The 23,428-nt window shown below is 69.5% G+C and carries 14 protein-coding genes; 7 read left to right on the top strand and 7 right to left on the bottom strand.

The window, feature by feature from the left end:
* Positions 1–100: 100 nt before the first annotated feature.
* Positions 101–3,067, bottom strand: coding sequence for a caspase family protein (locus ACLJQZ_RS11495; protein WP_410619992.1), 2,967 nt, complete (start codon positions 3,065–3,067; stop codon positions 101–103).
* On the bottom strand, positions 3,057–3,920 hold the full coding sequence (locus ACLJQZ_RS11490) for a hypothetical protein (protein WP_410619991.1): 864 nt from the start codon (positions 3,918–3,920) through the stop codon (positions 3,057–3,059). The genes ACLJQZ_RS11495 and ACLJQZ_RS11490 overlap by 11 nt, the downstream gene beginning before the upstream one ends.
* 348 nt (positions 3,921–4,268) lie before the next feature.
* On the opposite strand from ACLJQZ_RS11490, the gene ACLJQZ_RS11485 reads away from it, so the two are divergent.
* Both ACLJQZ_RS11485 and ACLJQZ_RS11480 read left to right on the top strand, forming a co-directional pair.
* Positions 4,269–8,456 carry a hypothetical protein gene (locus ACLJQZ_RS11485; RefSeq protein WP_410619990.1) on the top strand — a complete coding sequence of 1,396 codons (4,188 nt, stop codon included), beginning with the start codon at positions 4,269–4,271 and terminating at the stop codon, positions 8,454–8,456.
* 1,040 nt (positions 8,457–9,496) lie between these two features.
* Positions 9,497–9,850 carry a TIGR02391 family protein gene (locus ACLJQZ_RS11480; protein WP_410620013.1) on the top strand — a complete coding sequence of 118 codons (354 nt, stop codon included), beginning with the start codon at positions 9,497–9,499 and terminating at the stop codon, positions 9,848–9,850.
* On the opposite strand, the gene ACLJQZ_RS11475 is transcribed toward ACLJQZ_RS11480, so the two are convergent.
* The 3 genes from ACLJQZ_RS11475 to ACLJQZ_RS11465 form a co-directional block, all read right to left on the bottom strand.
* Positions 9,776–10,123, bottom strand: a complete 348-nt coding sequence (locus tag ACLJQZ_RS11475; RefSeq protein WP_410619989.1) for a hypothetical protein — start codon at positions 10,121–10,123, stop codon at positions 9,776–9,778. The two genes, ACLJQZ_RS11480 and ACLJQZ_RS11475, sit on opposite strands and share 75 nt — an antisense overlap.
* A gap of 5 nt (positions 10,124–10,128) precedes the next feature.
* On the bottom strand, positions 10,129–10,395 hold the full coding sequence (locus ACLJQZ_RS11470; protein ID WP_410619988.1) for a hypothetical protein: 267 nt from the start codon (positions 10,393–10,395) through the stop codon (positions 10,129–10,131).
* A gap of 378 nt (positions 10,396–10,773) precedes the next feature.
* The gene (locus ACLJQZ_RS11465) at positions 10,774–12,360 is read right to left on the bottom strand and encodes an MFS transporter (RefSeq protein WP_410619987.1); all 1,587 of its coding nucleotides are present in this window, start codon (positions 12,358–12,360) and stop codon (positions 10,774–10,776) included.
* A gap of 288 nt (positions 12,361–12,648) precedes the next feature.
* Between ACLJQZ_RS11465 and ACLJQZ_RS11460 the strand changes: the two genes are divergently transcribed.
* Entirely contained in the window at positions 12,649–13,836 is a 1,188-nt protein-coding gene (locus ACLJQZ_RS11460; protein WP_410619986.1) for an acyltransferase family protein, read from the top strand.
* 275 nt (positions 13,837–14,111) lie between these two features.
* Here the strand turns inward: ACLJQZ_RS11460 and ACLJQZ_RS11455 are convergent, their stop codons facing one another.
* On the bottom strand, positions 14,112–14,450 hold the full coding sequence (locus tag ACLJQZ_RS11455; protein ID WP_410619985.1) for a YciI family protein: 339 nt from the start codon (positions 14,448–14,450) through the stop codon (positions 14,112–14,114).
* Between the two features lie 358 nt (positions 14,451–14,808).
* Positions 14,809–16,362 carry a methyltransferase domain-containing protein gene (locus ACLJQZ_RS11450; RefSeq protein ID WP_410619984.1) on the bottom strand — a complete coding sequence of 518 codons (1,554 nt, stop codon included), beginning with the start codon at positions 16,360–16,362 and terminating at the stop codon, positions 14,809–14,811.
* Positions 16,363–16,540: 178 nt separating this feature from the next.
* Between ACLJQZ_RS11450 and ACLJQZ_RS11445 the strand changes: the two genes are divergently transcribed.
* The 4 genes from ACLJQZ_RS11445 (at position 16,541) to ACLJQZ_RS11430 (ending at position 23,428) form a co-directional block, all read left to right on the top strand.
* On the top strand, positions 16,541–17,359 hold the full coding sequence (locus ACLJQZ_RS11445) for an SAM-dependent methyltransferase (RefSeq protein WP_410619983.1): 819 nt from the start codon (positions 16,541–16,543) through the stop codon (positions 17,357–17,359).
* A 139-nt stretch (positions 17,360–17,498) separates the two neighbouring features.
* The gene (locus tag ACLJQZ_RS11440) at positions 17,499–18,884 is read left to right on the top strand and encodes an NAD(P)/FAD-dependent oxidoreductase (protein ID WP_410619982.1); all 1,386 of its coding nucleotides are present in this window, start codon (positions 17,499–17,501) and stop codon (positions 18,882–18,884) included.
* Positions 18,885–18,905: 21 nt separating this feature from the next.
* Entirely contained in the window at positions 18,906–20,279 is a 1,374-nt protein-coding gene (locus ACLJQZ_RS11435) for an FAD-binding oxidoreductase (protein ID WP_410619981.1), read from the top strand.
* A 14-nt stretch (positions 20,280–20,293) separates the two neighbouring features.
* Entirely contained in the window at positions 20,294–23,428 is a 3,135-nt protein-coding gene (locus ACLJQZ_RS11430) for a non-ribosomal peptide synthetase (RefSeq protein WP_410619980.1), read from the top strand.

Genomic DNA, 23,428 nt, shown 5'->3' with positions numbered 1-23,428 from the left:
GGACGTCCGCGAGTGGATCAAGGACTGGAACGAGGACCCCAAGCCGTTCGTGTGGAAGAAGACTGCCGAAGAGATCCTCGACTCGCTCGCCCGATATATCTCACGAATTTCCGGCGCAGGACACTAGTTGGGCGTATGCGACCGCAGTCACTGTGCCGGTGTGGCCGGTGAGGGTGGTGATCTGCTTGCCGGTTGCGAGGTTCCAGACTCGCACTGTTCCATCGGCGCCGCCGGTGATCGTGACCGGTTGGTCATCTAGTTGGGCGTATGCGACCGCAGTCACCGAGCCGGTGTGGCGGGCGAGGGTGGTGATCTGTTTGCCGGTTGCGAGGTCCCAGACCTGGACACTTCCATCCGGGCTGCCTCCACTGATCGCGATCGGCAGGCCGCCGATCTCGCCGCACGCGACGGCGTACACCGTGTCGGTGTGGCCAGTGAAAGTGGTGATTTGCTCACGTGTTGCGAGGTCCCAGACCCGCACCGTCTGGCCCTCGCCGCCAGTGATCGCCACCGGGTGGCCATTGAGTTTGCCGTAGGCGACTGCTTCCACCGCGTTCGTATGGTCCGTGAAAGCAGTGATCTCCTCTCCAGTCGAGATGTCCCAGACCCGTACCGTTCCATCCGTGCTGCCGGTGATGGCGACCGGGCGGTCATCGAGATGGCCGGATACGACGGCGGTTACGAACCCAGTGTGACCGCTAATTGTGGCGCGCAGGGCGCTGGTGGTTTGTTGGCCAGTAGCCCAGCGTGGTGGCCAGAGCAAAGGTGCGGCAAGCTCGTGTTGCAGGCGAGTTGCGGAGAAGCGCGCAGCGTCAGTGGCAAGGATTTGGCGTCGGCGCGGCGCTGGCAGTTGTCGATGTCGTGCCGCAGAGCAGCGATAGACAGCGCAGGTGAGGGCGCCGTCTTCGGTCGATACCTTGTGCAGAGCAAGAAGAAGAGCGTCGGGATCGGCGTGGACGAGGTAGTCAGCATCGGCAATGAGCGCGTCGATCTGCCCTGCGAGCGCGGCGTGGGTCGAAAGGTGCCGCAAAGTGTAGGGATGGGCGCGAGTCCAGTCACGGTAGCCGTCGAGCGTGCGCGGTACCCGCCTCACCAGTACCTCGACGATGGCCGCGTGCATGGCAGTAGTGTCGACGCCGTTGCTCAGGTGGTCGGCGAGGGCTTGGTGGTAGAGCCGGTAGGTGGAGCGGCCGTCCTCGGTGGCTTCGACCACATAGGAGCCAGCGTGCTTGCGCAGCCAGATTAGGTCTTCGTCGGTGTAGTCAGTGCCGGCAGCGTGGGACGCGACGGCAGCCCAGATGTCTTCCCAGGGCAGGCCCTGGCCTTCGGCGAACGCCAGTGGGCGCAGTAGATTCCGGACTTTGGTCGCGTTGTGGCCGAGGCGCGTTTCGAGGTCATGGCGCATCGCCTCGCCGGGGTACGTCGGCAACGAGCTGCGCCAGGCGGGATCGTTCGGGTCGGCGACGCGGTCTTGGGCGGCGAGGGTGGCGGTAGTGATCCGTGCGACCAGAAAAGACGGGTCGGCGGCTGTGGCGACACCGTCCGCGACAGCACGGATCAGCTGGGGCGGTTCATGGAGGTAGGGGCTATTCGGGGCAGCTTCGAGCAAGCCGCGGGCGGCGTAAGCGGTCAGTGCCTGCAGATCGGCGTAACGGTCGGAGTCCAGGTCGACAGCATCCTCGCGGTCGAGGCCAAGGCGATCGAGGAGAAAGTCTCGGGTACCTAACAGCAGCCGTAACCGTCCCGCCGCGTGCTCGATGAGGGGCTGCAGCAAGCGGCGGATGAGGTGGTCGGGGTCGCCGGCTTCGTCGAGGGCGTCGATGAGTACAGTCAGCGGCCGGTCTCGATCGCTGAGGTGTTCTAGCAGTTGGCCGGGTGTACTGGCGTGGGAGTGGACGGCGGCGGCAATGCCGGTCAGGACCTGGTCGGTTGTCAGGCTCTGGGCGTAGATCGCGACATCCACTGCGGCGGGGTCGGGTACGGCTGCGGCGGGGAGTCCGAGGGCGTGCAGGGGTACGGTGACGCGGCGTTCGGGGTGGGTGAGGGTGGCGACGAGGCCGAGGACGGCGGTTTTCCCGGATCCGGGGTTGCCGGTGACTACCTGTAGTGATCGGGCCGGGTCGGGGTGGTGCAGCCAAGTGGTGATTTCCAGCAGAGCGGTGTGTCGGCCACAGAACCACCACCCGTGCGTGCTGTGTGCGGTGTGGCCGCCCATGGCGCGGACAAGCAGCCGGGTTCGGAGTTCGGTGTCGCGGCGGTCGGCTTGGACGTCGAATTCGCTGGCGTGCTGGATGGCCAGGTCGACCTCGGTCATGGCCGGGTTGTGGCGCGGGTTGGGCAGGAACGGTGGGATCTGCCCGGTGAGGCCGGCGATGCTGGACCCGATTGTCTGGTAGCCAGGTTTGTCCGCGCTGGCGTTCATTGCGGTGATCACGGAGTCAAGGGGAAGAGTGTCTGGGTTGGTGCCGGCGGTGGGGAGGCTGTGGACTGCGGCGTGCAGCAGCCGGGGGAACGCGCCGGTCTCGGCCTGCTCGGCTGGCTGCGCCGAAGTGATCACGACCAGTCCGGAACCGTGGTCGTCGCCCCAGTTGCTGGTCATAGAGGTGATCGCGGCCGCGGTGAGTTCGTTGCCGCCATGGCCGGAGTAGCAGGTGTCCAGCATCAGCAGCACTCTGCGGACCTTAGTACCGAGCAGCAGCTTCCGAGCCAGCTCCGCGGTCGGCAAGGCGTCTTCGATGTCGTCTGGTGTCGTGTCCGTGGTGAGGAGGACGTGCTCGTGGGTGGCGTCGAGTACTTCGCCGTGGCCGCCGATGTAGACCGCTAGCAAGTCGTCCTCGCGACGATCGTTGTCGCGGCAGAAGTCCCGCAGCAGCTTCGTCAGTTGGCCACGAGTCGGGTTTAGGCCGAGATCGCTGATATGTTCGTATCCGAGATCCCGCGTGAACAGCCCGACGAGTTCGTCGCGCGCGGTTGCCAGGCATGGCCGGTCCCAGCTCGGTTGATTTGGGTAGTGCGCGATGGCCGTCGCGATCAGGTACCGCCGCGGCCCCTCCTCATCAATCGGCATGTAAGCCTCCTGCGATGGCGGCGCCGGTGAGCTTGTCGGTGAGGTAGGCGGTGACGGCGTGGGCGTGGGCGCCGTTGTGCACGACGGCGTTTCCCACCCCCCGCCCGAACCGGGGTCGCAGGTCCTTTTCCAACGCGACGATGTCGCCGTGGTCGGAGATGTTCGTCCAGGCCAGCTCGTCCGAGCCGGGCCAGGCGCCAAGCCCGTCACGAGGGGCCGGGTCCAGCCGCTCGAAGATTAGGTTCGCGATCCCCAGCGGCGACCCCAGCGTCACCAGCGCCCGCACCTGATGGCCGGGCATCGCCGCGAGCGTCTCGTACGCGACCACCGACCCGAGCGAGTGCGCCACCACCACCTGGGTGTCCTCGGTGATCAACTCCGCGACCGTGGCTCGCGCTGCCTTCCGCAGGTTCGGGTCCTGCAGGTAGCGGCTGACCTGCTTGAGGTCGAACACCATCGCTCGCAACGCCAGGCCCCCGAAGAAACGGGAACGGGACAGTTGCCGCAGCGCCGCCTGGACCGAGCCGGGCGCTCGCACGAGTGTGTCCGCCGCCGGCGGCGCGACCTTCGGATCCACCCGCGCGGTCTCCCGCCACCACGCCAGCAAGAGTTCCTCCTCCAGACCGGCGTCGACGTCATTGGCGGTGAAGATCGGATCGCCGACGGCCAGGCGTTCCCCGGCTGGGCGGAACAGGTGCCCGTAGAACGCCATAACGACATCGCCGGCGCTGACAGCGCCGTGGTGATTGGCGCGAGTGAGTCCGTCCAGCAGCGCAGGCCTCCAATCGCGGAGCAGAAATTCCTCGCCGGCGGCTTGTTGGCCGATGCCGTGCACGCAGACGATCCGCCCCACCATGTCTCCTCACACGAAAGCACACCCCTGAAGGGAGCACTACGGCTAGTGATCGTCAGTCACGCTGGCGTCGTTCCGCCGCAGACTGCTGACCACCCGAATGGCCCATTGGTCCGACGCGATCGAAGGTTCTGCCAACCTCGCTTGGCCTATCTGAAGCGGCGGCTGCAGGGTCCGCTATTGGCTGCGAGTGAACCTGACGATGTTTGATTAGTCCGTTCGTGTGGTTGGGGTATGGAGCCGGAACGAGTGCGGCCACAGTCACGACCACAAGCTGAAGCGCGTGCACAGGCGATCGCTGCATGCGGTTCAGACGGCAAAGGATGGGCGCGGACACGGGAGGTCGAGGTGCGCGGTGACCACGACCAGCCGCGCCGTTACTTGATCGCGACGGCGTTCGCACGGTATTGGAAAGCACCTCAGTGGGACCGGCCCGGACTGGTCGAGGCCCGTGAGCAAATCATCAGGCTGTTCACACAAGAGCTCGGCTACGAGCACGTTAGCGGCCTTGGCCTGAACCCCGGCAAGGTGCAGTTGACTGATCAGCTGCGGGACTTCTGTCGCGACCCTGCGCGCCGTTCCGACGACTTGGTCGCTGTCTATATAGGCGGGCACGGCGAGGTTCTCGACGCGACCCACGAACACGTATTGCTCACCTCGGACACGGCCCCGGACGACCTCGCACGGGCTCTGCCGACAGCAGAGTTAGCGCGCAGCATGCTCCTGGATACCGGGATCCGGCGTGTACTGCTGATGCTGGACACCTGCTACTCCGCGCATGGCGGGAACGAACTGACCGCGGCCGCGCTCACGTCAATGACGAGCACCTGGGGCCACGGCGACGAGTCTGGCCTGGTCGTGATCGCTTCGGCCCACCCTGCAGAACAGGCCGAGACCGGTGCGTTCCCCCGGCTGTTGCAGACGGCCGTAGACGGATTGCCCGTCGCCGGTCACAACCCTGACTCACTGCCCTTGGACTCGGTAGTCAAGGCGATGAACGCCAACGCCGACAAACCCAGCCACCAGCACATCGGTATCACCCTGGTCGGGTTGACCGGCGAAATCCCGCCGTTTCTACCCAACCCGCGCCGGGACAGGCAGATGACCGAGGTCGATCTGGCCATTCAGCAGGCCGCCGAATGGCAAGCTCAAGGTGAACGCCGCGACGCCGAGCTTCGCACCCGGCTGCTGGTCCGTGCCATGGGGGGCCACGACGGACGCAGCTGGTGGTTCGCCGGCCGGCACGAGGCCCTATGCGACATCACAGCCTGGCTTCACGCGCCCTCGCCGGACCGGCCTCTACTGGCAGTCACGGGCGACCCGGGGTCTGGCAAGACCGCGGTCCTCGGCCTGATCGCCGCAGTCACCCAACCGGACCGGCGCAACACCGTCCCGCTGCACGCTCTCAGGCTTCCCCCGGGAGCCGTGCCGGCGGTTGGCGCGGTCGACGTGGCGATCTACGCCCAGAGCCTGACTACTGAGCAGGTCTTGCGGGGCATCGCGGCTGCTGCCCAGGTGCACGCGGCGTCCCCTGGTCAGCTTCTAGACCAGCTCTCCGGCAGGCAGACCCCGTTGACGGTGCTGATCGACGCGGTCGACGAGGCAGCCGACCCCGACCACCTTGCCCGCCGCCTGCTTCACCCACTTGCCGAATACGCCGCGGGCAGGTTGCGGTTTCTCTTGGGTACCCGTCCCTACCTGCTCGATCGGCTTGGTCAGCGGCGCGAAAGCTCGGCCAATCTGGTCGACTTGGACGCCGACCGATATGCCGACCTCGTTGCCTTGACTGCCTACGCCGCTCGAGGTCTCCTCGACAGCAACTCCGGCAGCCCCTACCGACACGAATCACCGCAGCTACTTCGAGCCGTAGCTGACGCGGTCGCCGTATCGGCTCACCCGTCATTTCTCGTCGCCCGCATCACCAGCACCACGCTCGCTGCGCAGGAGCGGGTCGCGGATCCTCATGAGCCGGGCTGGCAATCGAGCCTTCCGCGGTATCCGGGCGAGGCGATGCGTCGAGATCTGCAGATCCGGCTCGGCGACAACGCGGGGAGAGCCCGCGACCTGCTCCGTCCACTCGCGTTCGCCGAGGGCCAGGGCCTGCCCTGGGAGGACATCTGGGCCGCCGTTGCGACCGAAGCCACCGGAACGGCATACAGCGACGACGACCTGCTCTGGCTTCGCCGGACCGCCGGCTCCTACGTCGTCGAAGCCATCGAATCCGGTCGGTCCACCTACCGCCTTTACCACCAGGCCCTCGCCGATCACCTCCGATCTGGAACTGACCCGGCGACTATGCAGCGCGCCATCGCCGCGGTTCTGGCAAAGCAGGTCCCCCGCAACCTGGACGGCTTGCGCGATTGGGCTCGCGCCCATCCCTACACGCTGCGCCACCTCGCCAGCCACGCCGCGGCCGCCGGCGAACTGGACAATCTCATCACCGACGCTGACTACCTCGTCAACGCCGAGCCAGAAACCCTCCTTCATGCTCTCCGCCTGACAACGAGCACGGAGAGCATGCTCATCGCCGCGATCTATCGCTGCTCCGCAGACCTGCACCGAACGCTTCCACCGCAACGGCGATGCCACGTCCTTTGCGTCGATGCCGCCCGATTCACCGCTACCCGGCTTCACCGGCAATTGTCCGCTTCGCTCGCTTGGCCGCCGCGGTGGGCTACCGGACAGCAGACCGACCACGCCCTTCGCACCAGTTTCGGCGAACACACCGGCCCGGTCAGCTGGGTGACCTGCGGGTCACTCGATGGCCGCTCGGTTGCTGTCACCGCCTGCGCCGATGGCGCTAGGGTCTGGAACCTGGCGACGGGTACGGAGATCGTCCGATCGGCCGGATTCGTCTCGGCACTTGCCGTTTCCTGGGAAGGTTTCGCCGGAAGGCCGGTTGCTGTGAGCGGCGGGCAGCTTGGAGAAGTCCGCGTGTGGGACTTGGCGACCGCGAAATTGATCAGCACCTTCGGCGAGCGCGCTCACACGGTGGAGACATTGGCGTGCGGCACGTTCCACGGCCGACCGTGCGTAGTAACCGGTAGCAGGGACCAGACCGCGCGCGCATGGGATCTCGAGTCCGGTGAAGAGATCTCCCAGTTCACGCAGCACACAGGGAAAGTGATCGCTGTGGCTTGCGGTGTGCTCGATGGCCGGCCGGTCGCAGTGAGCGGCAGTTGGGACCGTACGGCGCGGGTCTGGGACCTCACGACGGGCTCGGAGATCAGCGCCTGCACCGGACACGATGGCCCAGTCGATGCCGTCGCCTGGGGTCTACTGGCAGGCCAGCCTGTTGTCGTGACCGGCAGCCGGGACTACACCGCACGAGTGTGGAACCCGAAGACCGGCGAAGAGATCATCAAGTTCACCGGGCACATCGGGCACGTGGATGCCGTCGCCTGCGGTGAACTCGACGGCCGGGCGGTGGCCGTGAGCGGAAGCCGCGACTTCACCGCACGGGTGTGGGATCTGGAGACCGCTTCGGAGATCGTCGCTTTCACCGGGCATTCCCGCTCGGTGATGGCCGTGGCGTACGGCGTACTCGAAGGCCAACCTGTCGTGGTGACCGGAGGAGGTGACGCCACCGCCCGCGTCTGGCATCTTGCTATGCCGAGCTCCGACCGGCCGAACCGGCATGGACACCTCGGCGACATTGTCGCCCTGGGGGTAAGGCAGGACGCCGGTCATCTAGTGGTGGTGACCGGAAGTTACGACGGCACCGCACGAGTACGGGATCTTGCAACCGGCGAGGAGAAGTTGAATTTCGGCGGGCACAATGGTCCGGTCGACGCCGTGGCGTGCGGGGATCTCGACGGCCGGCCGGTCGCGGTGTCAGGCAGCTACGACGGCACAGCACGGGTGTGGGATCCGGTCACCGGCGACGAAATCATCGTCTTTGAGGACTGCGGCGGGGCGGTGGCAGCAGTCGCCTGCGGCAGGCTCGGTAGTCGCTTGGTCGTGGCCACGGGTACATATGAGGGTTCGGTGCGGGTGTGGGATCCAATGACCGGTGGCCGACTCCTCACCTTGGGAAATGGCGGAAGTTCGGTGGGTGCGGTGGGGTGCGGGATGTTCGGTGGACGCTCGATTGTCGTGACCGGTGGCGACGACCGGGTAGCCCAGGTGTGGGACCTCTCGACGGGGAAGAACGTCGTCACATTCGCGGGGCATCACGGTTCGGTGACCGCTGTGACCTGTGGAGTGTTAAACGGGCGACCAGTTGCGGTGACGGCAAGTAGTGATCGAACGGCCAAAGTGTGGGATGTAGTGACAGCGAGAGAACTCGTCAGTTTCGGCGAGCATGCGGGCTCAGTAGCCGCGGTGGCCTGCGGAACGATCGACGGCCGCGCAGTCGCTGTCACCACCGGCGCAGATCAGACAGTACGGCTTTGGGATCTGGCGACAGCGGTTGAGATTGGCATCTTCGATCACCAGTGCGTCGGCCCGGTCGCGTTCGGCCCCACTTGTGAGATAGTCATCGCGAGCGGCTGGGATCTCGTTGTGCTGGAACGGAGGCCTTTTTCGGCCGTCTGAGGAATAGCGTGCTGGCTGAATATGTGGATTGTCGCGGTCGAAGAAGGCAAGACGTTAGTCTGCGCCGACGACGATCTATGGCCTTTGTCAGGCGTCGTGCATCAGAAGTGACTTCGGGACCAAACTTCAAAGGATGACCCCGATGAACGGGGTGTAACTCGGACATAGCTGGTTGACCGCGTTGCGCAGCGCCGATGACGTCGTCGGCGACCGCAGGGCGGACGCGCAGCGTGCCTACCTGTCGAACTAGGGGCGATTTAAGGGCGATATTGCGGGTCGAGCGAGACCAATTGACGTCGATTGAGGGCATGAACGATTGCAAAATCCCAGCGAGATCGACTGACGTCGACTCGAAACGACTCGAACCAATAATCCGGAGGGTTCTTGGTTCGAGTCCAAGCGGGGGAGCAAAAGCCCAGGCCAGAGGCCTGGGCTTCTTTGTGTCCGGAGTCAGCGGCGTTGGTGTCCATTTGACGATCGTCCAATGATTGGCCCGCTGACCTGCGGGACCGGGCTGCCATGGTCCGCTAGCTGGCCGCGTCGACATCAAGACGCAACCCTGTGGGCTCGGCGGCTGCCGGGATGCGCCATGCCGCATGTGGCGCGGTGACCCGCTCCTCTCTGTGGTTATGGAGTTCAGAGTCGAAGCCGTGACGTTGGCCCGTGTGCTCGGTCGAGCGTGCGCCCGCGGCACTGCTCAGCTCGGGGCCTTGAAGTTGATGTCTGTGACCGGAGGCCTGGCCGGCTGCGGTGTTGGTGCCGCCGTCGTGCTGTCGAGTGATCTAGGACGCCGAACTCCGATGACCTGGACGCGGCCCAGAGCCGAGACGCTGGCCCTGCCGATCGACGCGCTCGCCTTGTTGATCTTGCACGACTACAAGACTGGAGACGGCTGGAACTGGCAGAACTGGACGAGAGACGCCGAGCAACGGGGGTACCGCCCGGGATCGTGAAATCGGCCGCGCGCTGTCAGAAGGCTGGAGTTGGTTGATGACTCACGGTCTGGTCGTACGTGATCCGTCGCAGCCGTCTGCAGACGCATATATCGCCAGTCGCCTGGGCGAGGAGACGCTGCGGTACGGCGTCGGCAATTCCTGCTCGGTGAGTACGACGTCGCCGTGTTCGTGGCCATGCGAGAGGTGGAGATCCGCGTCCGAGACCTCGCCGGCGCGTCGGACTCGGACCTGGGCACCAAGCTGATCGACAAAGCGTTCGCACCCGGGATCCCCGGGGTTCTGGTCGACCCCAAGACCGAGCCAGGCGAGCAGCAGGCGATGCTGATTCCGTCTGGGAGACAAGACCAGTCGCTTCGGCGAATCTCAGGAGCTCACGTGTTTCGGTTTCGTAGCCGGGTTTCCCCATATTTGCAAATGGATTGCTCCCGGGCTCGGTAGCCGAAGCCGGTAAACGTCGTTGTTGAGGCGAGTTCCCTCCTTGCCCGCGCGGAGGGAGCCGACGATCTCCTCGACGACAGTGGCATCGATGCCGGGAACGCTGATGTACCTGCTCCGTGCTTGCTCGATCGACTTCGACATAGAAACCGCGCTGCTTGAAGCTGTTGTGCTTGCGGCCCACTCGTCGATTTCTGCCAGCAAGTCCATGTTCTCGCCGATTTCGGGTGGCCGTGCGCCAAACCGGTACCGCTCCTGAACGAGGAAGTCGTACACCAGCTTCAGCTTGTGCTGGTCAGCCAGATGCTCGCGAGCTTGGGATTGACGAACGGTTCGCCCTCCGGCGCGTAAGCGATCTCGACCCGTCTTTCGTGGATGGCGATCGCCTTGCCGGACTCGTCGTGGTTGAAGCCGAGAGCCGGACCACGGACTCGATCGAGATGGCGGAGTCCGAAGGGTGCACTGCACCGCCCCGCCGGGCAAAGAGCACTGACCACGCTGGTTTGCGTGGCGTGCTGGTGAAACACGGTTGCCGTTCCTGCGTTCACGCTCGTTGGCAGGTTCGTGCTCGGACGCGTCACGAAGGCCCTCGACCGGAGGCGCGAGCGACGAGATGAGCAGACGAACCGGCAGCCGAAATTCGAGCTGACCCACTTGTCCGGGTCCGGCTATCGCCTGCAGAACATCGGCGACGCCACGGCGATCGATGTCTACAGGAATCTTCCCCTGTTCACTGTGACGGGTCGGATGGAGACGAGGGAGATGACAGCCTTGCCACGCCGGGGCGCTACCCGCGTGTGACAGGGCTGCCTTCTCCTCACGTGCCGAACGTCGAGTGAACAGTCCACAAGGGACAGCGGTCCGCGATCGTCGCGTGTGGACCACGATGGGTCGGCCGGGCGGGCGCGCCGGGCCAGATCGCGATGCTACTGAGCCGAGACCGCCGGGACGTCGGCGGCCGGTTCGCTGTCGGCCGGCGCGCTCGCCTGGCCGGTCGGCGGCATCCGCCGGTGTGTGGCGATCACCAGGCCGGCGACCAGGACCACCAGGCCGGCACAGATCACGCCGTAGACGTTCAGGCTCGCGGCGAACGCCCCGTGCGCCGCGCCGAGCAGGCCGGAGCCGGTGGGTGCCGGCAGGGTGGCGGCCTCGGCGACGGCACCGGCCACGTTCTCCCGCGCCACGTCGACGGCTTCGGAGGGGACGCCGGCCGGAACCGCGTCGGCGAGCTGGCTCCGGTAGACCACGGCGCCGATGCTGCCCAGCAGAGCGACACCCAGCGCGGCGCCGGCCTCGTTGGCCACCTGGACCACCGAGGAGGTCTGGCCGACCTTCTCCGGCGGCACCGCGCCGATCACCAGGCCGGTGCCCAACGACATCAGTGGCGCCTGGCCAAGCGCGATCACGGCGAAGCCGATGATCAGCGGGGCGGGACCGGAGCCGGCGTCCACGAACGCGAACGAGGCGTAGGCGACGGCCACGGCGACCAGGCCACCGCCGATCAGGTACGCGGGCCGCACCCGGCGCGCGAGGATCGGGGCGTAGGTGGAGGCCGCGGTGGTCAGCACCGTGCCCGGCAGCAGGCACAGCGCGGCCTGCAGCGGGGTCAGGTTGGCCACCGACTGGAAGAACTGCGTGATGAACAGCATGCAGGAGGCGCTCACCAGGCCGTAGATCAGCAGCCCGGTGAGCATCCCGCTGAACGAGCGGTTGCGGAACATGGCCAGGTCGAGCATCGGGTTCTCCAGCCGCAGCTGCCGGCGCGCGAACAGCACGCCGAGCACGACGCCGACCACCCCGAGTGCCAGCGGCACCGGGTGTATGCCGTGCCGGGAGAGCTCCTTGATGCAGTAGATGACGGCCAGCATCGCGGCCACCGACAGCGCGGCGCTGACCAGGTCGAGCCGGCCGGCCGCCGGGTTCTTGAACTCCGGCACCAGGATCGGGATGAACACGAGCAGCAGCACCATGACCGGCACGGCGAGCAGGAACACCGAGCCCCACCAGAAGTGCGCGAGCAGGAAGCCGCCGACCACCGGGCCGAGGATCGCGCCGAGTGCGAAGGCGCTCGCCCAGATGCCGATCGCCTGACCCATCTGGGTGCGGTCCCGGAACATGTTGCTGATCAGGGCGAGCGTGGACGGGGCCAGGGTCGCGCCGGCGATGCCCAGCAGCGCCCGCGCGGCGATGAGCATGGCGGGACTGGTGGCGTAGGCGGAGACGAGCGAGGCGACGGCGAAGCACACCGCGCCGATCATCAGCAGCCGCCGCCGGCCGATGCGGTCGCCGAGCGATCCCATCGTGACCAGGAACCCGCCGACCAGGAACCCGTAGATGTCGAGGATCCACAGCTGTTCCACGGTGCTCGGCCGCAGGTCGGCGGACAGGCCGGGCAGCGCGAGCAGCAGCGCGAGCAGGTCGAAGGTGACCATCATGGCGGCCAGGGACAGGACAGCGAGACCGGCCCACTCTCGCCGCCCCGCGCGAGGTGGGGTTGTGTCGATGGTGGTCATGATCTGGATCCCTCCGCATGCAATTCGTCGCTCTGGGTCAGCATGCCCGGAATGTCCCCGCTCCGTCTTCTTCGAGCGTGCTCATCCCCGTCACCGACGGTGTCGGCCGGTCAAAGTTCACAGTGTCCCCGACAAAGCGGGACAAAGTCGGCAACACCCGAGGTGCGCTCGACGATCATGTCGCGCGAACGTGGGCGGTGACCCACCTTCGAACCCACGACAGGCCGAGGACGGGCCTGGGGGGACGTTGGCCGGTGGGTCGTCGTCGACGATACGAAGGTTGAGACCATGACACAGACGAACAACCGGGCCGCGACGGTCGCCACCCGGTTACCGTCGCTGACGGGAATGCGGTTCATCGCCGCGTTGATGGTGTGCAGTCTGCACTTCACGGTTTTTCTGTTCGCCCAGCCGGACCCCACCGCGTGGGCGATCACCTTCCAGCTGGCCGCCACCGGAGTGAGCTACTTCTTCATTCTCAGCGGCTTCATCCTCACCTGGTCGGCACCGACCGGTGACACGCCAACGAAATTCTGGCGGCGCCGCTTCTTCAAAGTCTATCCGAACCACCTGGTTACGTTCGTCGCGGCGATGTTCGTCCTGACTCTGGTCGTCGGCCAGTCGATCGGGGGTTGGAGCTGGCTGCCCAACCTCCTGCTCGTGCACTCCTACTCGCCGGACATCTACGTCCGGGCCGGCTTCAACCAGGTGGCCTGGTCGCTGTCCTGTGAGGCGACCTTCTACCTGTTGTTCCCGCTGCTGCTGCGGCTGGTGAACCGGATCCGGGTGAACCGGCTGTGGGTGAGCGCGGCCGCGCTGGTCGCGCTGATCGCCGCCATGCCGGGCATCGCCGCCCTCACCGCCGCGCCGAACGAGCCGTTCCTGCAGGACGGCGTGACGATGTGGTCGTTCTACCTGGTCTACCAGTTCCCGCCGGTGCGGATGCTGGAGTTCGTCTTCGGCATGGTGCTGGCCCGCCTGGTGCTCACCGGGCAGTGGCGGCGCACCGGCCTCGGCCTCGCCGGGCTGGCCACGCTGGCCGGGTTCGCGTTGACCATGGCCGTCGCGCCCACCTACCGCATCGTCGCGGTCATGGTGGTTCCGCTCGGCATGCTCATCGTGGCCGGCACGCTGTCGGACACCGGGCAACGGCGCAACTGGCTGGCCAGCGCCCCGATGGGCTGGCTGGGCGAAATCTCCTTCTCCTTCTTCATGTGGCACGTGCTGGTCCTGGAGTGCGGCTACTACTGGCTCATCGCCGGCACCGGGCTCGGCACGGCGGCGATCCTCGCCATCGGCGCCGGGCTGCTCGTCGCCGTCGTCGTGGTGGCCTGGCTGCAGTACTCGCTCGTCGAGCGACCGATCATGCGCCGCTTCTCCCGGCCGCGCCGGGCGGCGGCCGCGGTGACGCTGCCGAGCACCGCATCGGACGACCGGACGGACACCACCGACGCGTCGCGGAGCAGCGCCGCGTAGCGCACCGACGCGCCGATCGGGCCACCCGCGGCACCCGCCGCGGGTGGCCTCCACTCGTGGCCGGTCCGGCCGGACGGCGGCCGAGCCCCGGGGGCGAGCGGGTCCGGGACACCGGACCCGCCCCGGCCGCGGTCCGACCACAGTGGACGGTGCGCCGGCCGGTCCCGGCGGTCGTCGCCGAACCCGTGCCGCCGGGCCCGACGCCGAGAACCCGGTGGGCCAGCTGGCTCCACCGGGTTCTCGGCGTGGGTCGTGGCGGGCACCAGCCCGCCGGCTCATTCCGCTTCTGGGTCCCCGAACAACGGGCGCACCTCGACGCCGCCGTCGATGGCCGGCACGAACTTCGCCAGCTCGGCGGCGTGGTCGACGTCGCGCGCCGAGATCACGAAGAACCCGGCGAGCTGCTGGACGGTGTCGTGGAACGGGCCCTTCGCCACGTCGTCGCCGCGGACCGACCTGGCCTCCGACGCCGGCGCGATGGCGTAGCCGGTGACGAACTGGCCGCCGGCCTCCTCGACCTTGCCCGGGACGGCCTCGTGGCCCGCCATGACCTCCGGCGGAATGTCCTCGAAGGCGATCGGCTTGTCGTACACGAGCACCGCGAACTGAGGCATCGTGCTGTCCTCCCTCTGTCGTCGATCAGCTGGTGATCATCCGGAAATGGTGGGTATCCCAGCCATTACTAGCCTCGGATGGCCCGAGGCGGCATCTTCCAGAGTGCGCGACCGCGCACCGCGCACCCGGTCGGGGCAGCTCGATCGACAGGCCGTTGGTCGCCTTCCCCGCCCTCGCGGGTGAGGTGCTCCCAGATGGTTGCCGGCTGCGGGTCGGTGTAGCCCCTGCGCAGGTACGCGGCCTTGATCTTGATCCGGCGCACGTCCGGCGTGCCGGGGTCGCTCGACGCCGACGCCCGGCCGCGCTGTTGTTCCCGAACCAGGTGCCGACGTTGCGCTCCTGTGGTCGAAGTACGGCTCAGGCCGTGCGCTCGGCCGTCACGAACACAAAAGTCCCGGTGTCCACCTTCTCCTCGCGCACCTCCAGGCCGGCGGCGGTGAGCCACTGGCGGAGCTGCTCGAGTTCGAACAACAGGTGGCCCGCCGGGCGGCTGGGGAAGAAGTGCGAGGCCTGCAAGTAGCGGGCGACCGGGTCGTTGCTCCACCGGAAGGTCATCATCGTGAGGATGCCCCCCGGCCGCAGGACCCGGCCGATCTCGGCGATGGCCTGCTCGGCGTCGTCGGGGAAGGCCTGCAGCGCGTTCCACAGGTTGACCGCGCCGACCGTGCCGTCGGCGAAGGGCAGGTTGAGCGCGCTGCCCATGATCGCGGGCACCTCGGGCAGCCTGCTGCGCAGCACGTTGAGCATCGGCAGCAGCATGTCCACGGCCGTCAGCCGCTCCGGGCCGACGGCCTTGGCCACGACCTCGGTCCAGCGGCCCGCGCCCGCGGCCAGGTCCACGACCGGGCCCTCGGTGTCGCGCAGGTGCTCCAGGAGATAGGCGTCCTCGTCGGCCGGGGTGACCTCGTAGCCGATGTTGGTGCCCGCGAGCCGCAGGTAGTTCGGGCGCAGGAAGGTCTCGTAGTACAGGCCCATCTTGGGCATCTCGGAGAGCTTCTGCAGCAGGTCCGCCGTGGCGTCGTGGGCCTCGGCGCCGTCACGGATGCCCGCGGACAGGTCGAGGATGCCGTTGGCACTCGGGTAGGTGGTCGCACACGGGGTGCACCGGGCGCCGCTGTGCTGCAGCTCGACGGGGCCGTGGCAGGTCGGGCACCGCAGCAGCGCGGCCCGCGAGCCGAACATCACGTCGGTCGGGCGGGTTTCACCGTGCTCGATGGTCCAGTCGGGCACGGCGGGGGTCGGCACCTGCACGGGCGGACCGTTGCGCACCGCCCAGTAGGCGATATGACCGCTGAACGCCCACACCGTCAGGGTGTCGTTGTCCCAGTTGGTGCGGATCTGCTCCGCGGACAGCCCGCGCACCGCGGCCTCGGCGTGGGCCGCGTTCTCTTCGTCCATCGTCCACACCGACGGCGCCGGCCACACCTGGCCGAGCACCGGGTGCGCCGGGTCGAGCTCGGTGAGCCCGCGCTCCAGCCTCGTCCGCTCCTCGGGGGAGAGGGCAAGTTCGCCGGTGACGGCGAGGATGCGGTCCCGGTCGCCGGGGAAGTGGGCGAGCAGGTAGATGAGCGCGAGGGTCAGCGGCTGCCCGCTCGCACCACCGCGCACCAGCTCCAGGTAGCGGTCGAGCCCGGCGCGCACCGCGGTGGCGAGTTTGCCGTCCAGGCTCGGGTACTCGGTCTCGGCGAGCAGGCCGAGCAGGATCGCGAGGTACCCCTGGCGGTCCGGACCGGTCTCGTCGAGCGCGGCCACCACGGCGGGCACCGTGTCGAGCGCGACGTCGGTGGCTTTCCCCTCGCTCCACAACGCACCGACGAGTCGCTGGTACGCCGCGTCCAGGCCGTCGTGGGGTGCGGCGGTGAACGCACGCACCAGCCCGGTGGCTGTCGAGCCGGTGTCAGAGGCACTCATACGGGATTCCTCCCAGTGAAGGCGGATAAGCGGGATGGCCGAGAAGAATGGTGCATCGCCGCGAGAGCGCCGGACGTCTTCGGGAATGCGCGGGCCGGGGCAGCGCAATCTGCGAGACGTGGCGACCGCGGCCGGGCGGAGACGATGGTCCCCGTCGACACCGGAATCGGGTGAGTACATGATTGAGCCAGCCACGATCGGCGAGCACTACGACAAGCGCTCGCCCATCGGCGACGAGTTGCGCGACGGCCAGCTGCACATGTGGTACTGGTACGACCGTGAGGACGACGCGTCACTGACCGAGGCCGTCCACCGGATGACCCGCAAGGTGACCGACACCCTCGGTCTGCGTGCGGGTGAGCACGTCCTGGACGCGGGCTGCGGCCCGGGGGAGACCGCGATCCACCTCGCGACGCGGTTCGGGGTGCGCGTCACCGGGATCACCGTGAGCGAATTCGAGATCGAGCGGGCGCGCTCGCGGGCCCTCGCCGGCGGAGTGGGGGACGCGGTCGCGTTCGAGTACGGCGACTTCACGGCACTGTCCTATCCGGACGGCGTGTTCGACGCCGTGCTGGCCCTCGAGTCGCTGCAGAACGCGCCGGACCTCGACGCGGTGCTCGCGGAGCTCTACCGGGTGCTTCGCCCGGGCGGGCGGATCTCGTTCTCCGACTTCAGTCTCGGGGCCCAAGGCGACCCGGCGCGCCTGGCCACCTTCATGGAAACCCTCAAGCTGCCGCGGCTGCCCACACTGCCGAGGTGGCTCGAGCACGCGCGGGACGCGGGTTTCGAGATCGAGGAACACACCGAGTGCGGGCCGCGGGTCTTCGGCATGAAGGGCAAGTACCTGGAGGCAGCGCTGAAGGTGCGCGACACGGTGACGGCCAAGTTCGGCGCGGCCGCGGTCGACGAGTTCTCCCGGCTGCACCACGGTTTCTTCGCCCCGCGCAAGGACCAGATCGGCTATGTGATCGTCTCGGCGCGCAAACCGCGCCGGTGACCGTGCCGGCGCCTCCCGGGTGCCGGCATTCCGAAAGATGCGTCGGCGGTGACCGGCGGTGAAGCTCGATCCGCACCGCTGTCCCGTCGTGAATCTCGTGCAAGTAGTTGTTACATCCCGGACATCGAGGAGGCCCCCGGTGGGACAAGACGTAGGACGCCGCGCGATCGTGCTCGGGGGAAGCGTGGCCGGGCTGCTCGCGGCCCGGGTGCTGGCCGAGTCGTTCGACGAGGTGCTGGTCGTCGACCGCGATGAGCTGACCGGCGTGACCACGCCTCGGCGCGGTGCGCCGCAGGGCCGGCACGTGCACGGGTTGCTGGCCCGCGGCCAGCAGATCCTGGAAGAGCTGTTCCCCAGCTTCACCGCGGGCGCGATCGCCGCCGGCATCCCGACCGGCGACCTCGGTGAGCTCCGCTGGTTCTTCGGCTCGGGCCGGCTGCAGCCGGCCACCACGGGGCTCACCTGTGTGTCGGCGACCAGGCCGGTGCTGGAGTCGCACGTGCGGGCCAGGGTGGCCGCGTTGCCCAACGTGACACTGGTCGAGCGGACCGACATCCTCGGCATCACCACCTCCCGGGACGCCGCACAGGTGACCGGTGCGCGCATTCACCGCCGCGGCGCGGACCGCCCGGAGGAGATCGAGGCCGAGCTCGTCATCGACGCCACCGGCCGCGGCTCGCGGACGCCGGTCTGGCTCGAGGAGCTGGGCTACGGGCGGCCCGACGAGGACCGCGTCAAGATCAACGTCAGCTACACGACGCGGATCTACCGCCTGCGTGACGAGTCCGTGCTGAACGGTGACTTGTCGATCAACCCGGTGGCGGTCCCCGACGCGCCACGGGGTGCGTTCCTCTCCCGCATCGAGGACGGCAAGCTGGTGGTGTCGCTCTACGGCGTGCTCGGTGACAGCGCGCCGACCGACCCCGAGGGGTTCCTCGCGTTCGCGAAGTCGCTGCGCGTGCCCGACATCCACGACGTGCTCCAGGTGGCGGACCCGCTCACCGACGCGGCCGCCTACCGCTACCTGGCCAGCATCCGGCGCCGCTACGAGCGACTGACGCGGTTCCCCGGCGGCTACCTCGTGCTCGGCGACGCCGCCTGCAGCTTCAACCCCCTGTACGGGCAGGGCATGACGGTCGCCGCGATCGAGGCGATCACGCTGCGGGACCACCTCGCGGCCGGCGCGCCGGACGCGGCGGCCTTCCACCGCGCGATCGCGAAGGTCATCGACGTGTGCTGGGACATGGCGGTCAGCGGTGACCTCGGCTACGCCGGGGTCGAGGGCATCCGCACGGCGAAGATCCGGATCGGCAACGCCTACCTCGGCAAGCTGCACGCCGCCGCCACCCGCGACGGCGAGCTGACCCGGCGGTTCATGCGGGTCGCGGGCCTGGTCGACCCGCCGGCCGCGATCATGCGGCCCAGCACGATGCTCCGCGTTCTCCGCAACGCGAACGCGGGCGCCCGGGTGACGCCGCCGGCCGCGGCCGGGGGCGAAGACGTCCAGGGCGCACGCGCCGCCTGACGGCAGGAAGGAAAGGGCGTCATGAGCATTGCCATCGCCGTGCCGGGGGACCCGGCCTACGACGAGGCCACGCGGGTGTTCAACCTCGCCGCGCCGGCGCGGCCCGCGGTCGCGGTGACGGCGGGGTCGGTCGAGCAGGTGCGCGCCGCGCTGCGCTACGCGAGGAGCGGCGGCTTCCCGGTGCGGGTCCACAGCACCGGCCACGCGGCGGGCAGTGCCGCGCCGATGGACGAGGCGCTGTTGATCAGGACCGCCTTCGACGGGCGGGTCGAGGTCGACGTGGACGAGCGGGTGGCGCGGATCCCCGCCGGTGTCCGGTGGGGTGCGGTGGTCGCGGCCACCGCACCCCACGGCCTGGTGCCCCCGCACGGCTCGGCGGCGACCGTCGGCGCCGTGGGCTACCTGCTGCGCGGCGGGATCAGCTTCTACGGCCGTGCCGTGGGGGTGGCCGCGAACAGCGTGCGCGCGATCGAGCTGGTGACCGCGGACGGCGAGTTCCACCGCGTGTCCGCCGACCGGAACCCGGACCTGTTCTGGGCGCTGCGGGGTGGTGGCGGCGGTTTCGGGGTGGTCACGGCGATCGAGGTCGCGCTGTTCCCGGTCACGTCGGTCGTCACCGGAACGACCTTCTGGCCGGCTGCGCACGCCGAGGCGCTGCTGCGGACCTGGCAGAAGTGGACGCTCGACGCGCCGAAGGAGGCCTCGACGTCGCTGCGGATCCTGAACCTCCCGCCGGTGCCGGAGGTGCCGCCGCAGCTGCGGAACGGTCCGGTCGTCGGGGTGGACGGAGTGGTACTGGCCGCGGGTGGCGACGTCGAGCGGGCCCGGCGGCAGACCGCGGACCTGCTCGCGCCGCTGCGGTCGGTCGCGGAGCCGCTGATCGACGACTGGCAGGTCACCGCGGCCGGCGCGGTGCTGGAGACGCACATGGACCCCAGCGACCCCCTGCCGTACGTGGGAGATCACCTGCTGCTGCGGGAACTGGACGACGCGGGCGTCACCGAGTTCGTCCGGGTGCTCGGCGAGGGCTCCGGGTCGCCGCTGGTGATGGCCGGGCTCCGTCAGCTCGGCGGCGCGCTCGCCGGCCCGGACCGGGCCGGTGGGGTGTTCGACCGCGTGAGCGCCTGCTACGCCTACTCCGGCTCGGCGGCGCTGGCCGGGCCGGTCACCGAAGAGGTGATCACCGCGCACTGCGCGGTGGTGCGGGCCGCGCTCGGCCCGTGGGACACCGGCCGGACGGTGCCCACCTTCGTGGACAGCCACCGCCAGCCGCAGGGCCACCTGAGCGAGACCGACCGCGCGGCGGTCGACCGGGTGCGTGCGCGGGTCGACCCCGACGGCCTGTTCCGGACCGACATCGTGCCGGACACCGCCCCCGACGCGACCGCACTGTGACGGGAGGCCGAAACATGGGAACCGAAGACGGCACGGCCACGTTCGCCGTCGCTTCGCCGGCACAAGCCGGGCTGTGGCTCCTGGGGGAGCTGGCGCCCGGCACCCCGGAGCCCGCACTGTGCCGGGCCTACCGGGTGCGGGGCCCGCTGGACCGGGCCGCGCTGCGCGAGGCCTGGCAGACCGTGGTGCGCCGGCACGAGAGCCTGCGCACCACCATCGTGGATCGCGCGGGCCGGCCCGTGCTGCGCGTCGCCCGCGACGTGGAGGACGACGCGTGGCTGTTCGCCGACCTCACGGCGGCCGGCATCATCCGGGTGGCCGACCCGGACGGCGCCGCGGACGTGTTCTGCGCCCGGCTCGAGCCGGACGGCGTGCCCGCCAAGCTGGTCCTCGCGCGGCTCGGCCCCGACGACCACCTCGTGGCACTGGTCGTGCCGGAGACCGTGTGCGACGACGCGTCGCTCGCGATCGTCGTCGACGAGCTCTCCGCCGTGTACGCGTCCACTGTGGACCTGCCGGCGCCCCGGCCGTACACCGACTACGCGAGGCAGGCGTCCGCACAGCACCACCAGCACCTGCGGGACTGGTGGTGCGCCGCGCTGACGCCGCCGCCCGCGCCACCCGCGCTCCCCGTCGACCACCTCCGGGCGGCGGACGTGACCGGCCCGGCGGGCACGCTGCCGTTCGACTGGACGAGCCTGCTCGCGGTCCCGGCCACCGCGGAGCTCGGCGAACCGCACGTCGTCCTGCTCGCGGCGTTCCAGGCCCTGCTGCACCACTACGACCCGGCCGACCGGATCGCGGTCGGGCTGCCGGTGTCCACCCGCCCGGAGGAGTTCGCGCGCAGCGTCGGCACGTTCGAAAACGTCCTCGTCGTGGCCGCGGACCTCACCGGCGCACCGACGTTCCGCGAACTCGTGGGCCGGGTGCGCGCCGCGCTCGCCGACGCACTCGACCACCGCGCGCTGCCGTTCGCCGAGCTGGTCGCCGCACTGGCGGTCGACCGGGTGCCGCACCGGGTCCCCTTCTGTGACGCCGTGTTCGTGGTGCGCGAGCCCGCACCGCCGCTGCGGCTGGCCGGGACGCGGGCGGTGCGGCACCCCGACCGCGGCGGACGGTCCCGTGCCGACCTCACGCTCACCGTCGACGCGGGCGGGGGCACCGGCGCCCTCGGGTACCGCACCGACGTGTTCGAGGCGTCGTCGGCGGAACTCCTCCTCGAACAGCTGCGCACCCTGCTCACCGTCGCGGTCACGGCACCGGACACCCCGGTGCCCGCGCTGCCGCTGGCCGACGGGGACCGCCTGCGCGCCACCGTCCGGGACGCCGACCGCGTGGCGGACGGCCCCGCCCGTGACACGGCCGGCGCGCTGGTGCGGCAGGTCGCCGAGCGCACACCGGACGCCCCCGCGCTGTCCGCGGGCGGCACGCACGTGTCGTACGCGGAGCTGGGCGCCGGCGCCGCCCGGATCACCGGTGCGCTCGGCGCGGTCGCGGGCGAACCCGTGGTGGTGCGCATGGCCGCGGGACCGCGGCAAGTCGCCGCCGTGCTCGGCGTCCTGGACGCGGGCGCGCACCTCGTCTGCCTCGGCGCGGACGAGATGGGCGAGCGGGGGCGCGCGGTGCTCGCCGACGTCCGGCCGGCGCGGCTGGTGCTCGACGGCCCGGCCGAGGGCGACCCGCTGGCCCAGTGGTACGCCGGGGAACTGTCCGGTGTGGTCGTCGACGTCGCCGCGCTCACCGGGGGCGGCGCGGAACCCGTGCCCGTCACCCCCGCCGACCGCGCCTACGTCGCCTACACGTCCGGCTCCACCGGCCGTCCCAAGGGGATCCCGCAGTCGCACGCCACGCTCGCGCAGTTCGTCACCTGGTTTTCCGGCGAGTTCCGCATCGGCCCCGGTGCCCGCCTCGCGCAGTGGGCGGCCCCCGGCTACGACGCCGCCCTCTGCGAGACGTTCGCGGCGCTCGTGGCGGGCGCGACGCTGTGCCCGGTGCCCGACCGGATCCGGGCGCACCCGGAGAAGCTCGTCGGCTGGCTCGCCGCCGAGCGGATCACCCACTTCCAGACCGTGCCGAGCTTCGCGCGGGAGGTGCTCCGCGTGGTCACCAGCGGTGGCGGCGTCCCGGCGGACCTCGGCCACCTGCTGCTCGCGGGCGAGGCACTGCCCGGGGAGCTGGCCGCGAATCTGCGCGCGGCCCTGCCGTCGGTCCGGCTGGTCAACCTGTACGGACCCACCGAGCTGATCCTCGCCACGTGGCACGAGATCACCGCGGACGGTCACGGCATCGTTCCCATCGGCCGGTCGATCCCCGGCAGGCAGGTCCTCGTGCTCGACCAGGCGGACCGGCCGTGCCCGGCGGGGGTGCCCGGCGAGATCGTCGTCCGCAGCCCCTACGCCACGGCCGGCTACCTCGGCACGGCGGCCGGGGAACGGGCCGCGTTCCGCCCCCTCGCCGACGACGCGGGTCCGGGCCTGTCCGGCGCCTGCTTCCGGACCGGCGACCGCGGCCGGCTGCGGCTGGACGGCACGCTGGAGTTCCTCGGCCGCAAGGACTTCCAGGTCAAGTTCAACGGCATCCGGTTGGAGCTCGGCGATCTGGAGGCGGCGCTGTCCGCGCACGACTCGGTGGCCGAGTGCGCGGTCGTGGCCGTGCCCGGCGCGCACGGGCTCGTGGCGCGGCTGGTGGCCTACGTCGTGCCCGTGCGGGGTACCGACGGCGTGGCGGCGGGCGCGGCCAAGGACTGGCGCGCCGCCCTGCGCGCCCGGTTCGGCAAGGCGATGCCGCCGGTCATGTTCCGGACGCTGCTCGGGTTGCCGCGCAACCTCGGCGGGAAGGTCGACCGGAGCCGGCTGCCCGACCCCGGCCGGCCCGGGACCGAGACCGCGACGGAGCCGCAGTCGTGGGCGGCGCGCGACATGGCCCTGATCTGGTCGGAAGTGGGGGTCGAACCGGCGGGCGCCGAGGACGGCTTCTTCGCCGCGGGCGGGCACTCGGCGCTCGTGCCGAGAGTGCTGCACCTCCTGCGTGAGCGCACCGGCGTCACCGTCTCGGTCCCGGAGTTCTTCGCCGACCCCACGCCGGCGGGTCTCGCCGCCCGCGTCGAGTCCCGGGTGGACCTGCTCGACGGCGTCCGCACCCAGCACTGA

This window comes from Amycolatopsis sp. cmx-8-4 (genome assembly GCF_046548675.1).
Lineage (GTDB): Bacteria > Actinomycetota > Actinomycetes > Mycobacteriales > Pseudonocardiaceae > Amycolatopsis.
Note: the sequence above shows the minus strand (reverse complement) of the source record. Positions and strands in the feature narration are given on the sequence as shown.